Annotated in this window: 3 protein-coding genes; 2 read left to right on the plus strand and 1 reads right to left on the minus strand. The window is 43.7% G+C overall.

The genetic code is table 11. The features are described from left to right. Positions 1 to 404: 404 nt before the first annotated feature. Entirely contained in the window at positions 405 to 1,367 is a 963-nt protein-coding gene (locus AC0YNV_RS40520) for an NAD(P)-dependent alcohol dehydrogenase (RefSeq protein WP_475773107.1), read from the minus strand. 120 nt (positions 1,368 to 1,487) lie between these two features. Here AC0YNV_RS40520 and AC0YNV_RS40525 point away from each other — a divergent pair, with 120 nt between their 5' ends. Further along, positions 1,488 to 2,072: a Crp/Fnr family transcriptional regulator gene (locus tag AC0YNV_RS40525; RefSeq protein WP_475773108.1), complete on the plus strand. Its 585-nt coding sequence runs from the start codon at positions 1,488 to 1,490 to the stop codon at positions 2,070 to 2,072. Positions 2,073 to 2,398: 326 nt separating this feature from the next. Continuing rightward, positions 2,399 to 3,025, plus strand: a complete 627-nt coding sequence (locus tag AC0YNV_RS40530) for a hypothetical protein (RefSeq protein ID WP_475773109.1) — start codon at positions 2,399 to 2,401, stop codon at positions 3,023 to 3,025. Positions 3,026 to 3,181: the final 156 nt, after the last annotated feature.

The raw sequence follows: 3,181 nt of genomic DNA on the forward strand, positions 1-3,181 counted from the left end.
CAAGTCATTTGTCGAGGTTGCCAGTAGCTCAGCAACTCATGGTCACGATGGATGACCAACACGGGGGGCCTCAGAAAAACCATGGCAGGAGTTCAGTTCCCCTTATAAACACTTGATACGTCGCTATTTCAATCGTGCACAGAGGCGGGATTATAGTAATGGATTGAATCTCGGGCAAAAGGGATAACATCGGATAAGACGGACAACTGTTGTTCAACTAACTGGGCACGATAGCTCAATAAATACCAGGAAGGCATCCGACCAATCGGATGCCTTTTCATTGTCAGGAGTGGCTTTATCTTTATATACTGATGTAAATTTTGTGGTCAAAATTGTACTTTATATTACGGTGAGCCGTACCACAAGTAACGGCAAGTTTTTGAGCGAAAGGGTAACGGCTGACTTTAGAACTTAATAATCACGTTACCTTTTTTACGTTCGGTCTCTACATATTTGTGGGCATCCGGAAGGAGCTCCAGAGGATATCGACGATCGATCACGGCGTTCAGCGTTCCATTGCTTGCGAGTTTCATGAGAAACGCCAAATTCGCTTTGTTTTGCATAAGGCCGGCTGTTGCAAAAATAGCTCGTTTGCTTTTAAACAAGGAAGTCCATATCATCTGTAAAAGGATAGATAGCTTGGGTGCAGTAGTCAGATAAATTCCCTTGGCCGTAAGTACACGCTTGCATGCCGAGAAGGAGCGTTTGCCTACAGCATCAAAAACGACATTATAGGCTTTGTCCGCGTTTGTGAAATCCTCTTGGGTATAATCAATAATGAAATCTGCCCCTGCTTGTCTTACCAGACCTTCGTTGCCGGCAGAGCAAACACCGGTTACTTCAACGCCATAGTATTTGGCTAATTGCACAGCATAGATGCCGACAGCCCCTGAGGCACCATTAATCAGCACTTTCTGTCCCTTCCGCAGCTTTGCCTTATCTCTTAGAAACGTCAATGCGGTGGCACCCCCGTCACAGACGCCTACGGCTTCTTCAAAGGTGATGTTGTCCGGTATGGCCGCAAGTGGGCTCTCTTCGGATAGACACTTATATTCGGCATAAGCACCGAAGTTTTTGATGCTCATCCCCAAAACACGATCACCTGCTTTAAAATGCTTTACTTCTTCGCCGACCGCTTCAACCTCTCCGGCTAATTCGGTTCCTCCAATTGCAAATCTCGGTCTGGACAGTCCGTATATCAATTTAATCATAAACGGATCGCCCTTACGAAAAGCGCAGTCCGACGGCCCTACTTTGGCAGCTTGGATACGTATGAGAATTTCCTTGTTTCCAGGCGACGGTTTCGCGATTTCTTGCGGGACAATCACTTCCGGTGAACCATACGAGATTTGGATCATGGCTCTCATGGGTTTCCCCTCCTGCAAATTTTTATACTCCTTCTGCAACGAATCCTTTACAAAGGCTCCCTAACGTTAGAAAATGGATAGAAGGAAAAACGGAAGAGAAGGAGATGAAGGAAAGCGGTAATGAAAGGCATTTTATATAAGTATATGTCGAGATGGACTTCCCTTAACGAGGAAGATCAGCAAGCCATTGTGGACGAGATCCGAATAGAAGAATTTAAAAAGGGGAGCGTGCTTTTTAAACAAGGAGATGCCCCTACAAAATGTTATTTCATCCTGGAAGGTTGCGTAAGGCAGTATGGGATCGATGAAGAGGGAAGAGAGGTCACATCCAATTTCTACACCGAAGAGCAAGCCATCGCCATTTTCAATCATCATAAACCTGACAAGACGTCCGATTACACCTTCACGTGCGTTGAAGATTCGGTAATGGTCATTGGCGACCTGGATACGGAAAAGGACATGTACCACAAACACCCTCAATTGGAGTCGATGACACGCAGGATGATCGAGGAGAACTTTAGTCAGGTCCAAGAGGAATTCGCTGCTTTTATCGCTTCTTCGCCTGAAGAACGCTTTAGGACGCTGCTAATGAAACGTCCATCTCTCATCGACCGGGTACCCCAACATCAATTGGCCAGTTATCTCGGCATTACTCCGGAGTCACTAAGCAGAATTAAGAAGAGAATCCACCAAGACCTTCGCTGATAACCTAATCCTTGGAATACTCATGAAAAACCCCCTAAGTTTAAGTAATGATTACATTGTAACTAGGGGGATGTTTACGTGCATTGACTTAAGTCAAGAGACGAGCCTGTATAAATTGGGAACTTGCTTATGCTGTTAGAAAAACGAAACTTGCCGTTACAGACAGCGTGGTGAACCGTACCATAAGTTAAGTCGTGATTAAACTAACGGGTACGATAGCACAATAAACATTTGTGATGAAGCTGCCAGCACGATCGGCGGCTTCATTACGTTAATAGGCAGGATAGTTCCAATATGTGGTACTATCTTTGATGAGGTGATTACTTATGAATTGGTTACAAGGAGGACCTTTTTTAGAACTTAGCTTTATAATTCATGAACCAACTAAAATAGAAAGAGTCGTCTCTAAGTTGAAGAATCTAGACGTTAAAATAGAAGTTCATAACCCTCCAGAATACCTTGAACAATACTATAAGGGCTATCCTTACGATGAAGATGATCCTCACAGTGTAATGATTCATCAAATAACACTCAACATAACTGTTCATACAACTCGGCTACGGAGAGCTTTACTTTTCGTTGAGAAAATCAGTTCGAGATTATTGTCATTTTCAATTTGCTTTTACGGAGATGCATTTGATGTCCCGGAGTGGAATCAGCCAGGTGTGAGAGATGATGAGTTAGATGAGTTCATTCATCTTCTGATCTCTCTCTATAGGGAATTAGATTTTAGCGTGGGCGGTTTAGCCATAGAAGAAGACATTAAGGGTTTGTTTGATGTCAGTGAAGGATGGCCAAATGAAAAATATCACTTAGCAAATCTAAATTTCAAGGATAGCTTACAAAATTTTATGGCCATCATAATAAACCGGTCATTAAAGGACAACTTCCCAGTTGAACATTTCATCTTAAAAGATAACTCTTATTTACTTTACCGAACCGAATTCGGCTAACGGGTACGTTAGTGAGGAGCTTGCCGCACGGCAGCTCCTTTTTCTTTTGGCGTGCCCAGAGGCACGCATTATCTAGTTGGTGAAAGTCCAACCAAGGGAGGGACCAAGCCACCCTTGTAGCTAGGATGCTTGCGCATGGCGAAATCTGTGCGTAAA

It is taken from the genome of Paenibacillus sp. JT31N11 (assembly GCF_056269285.1).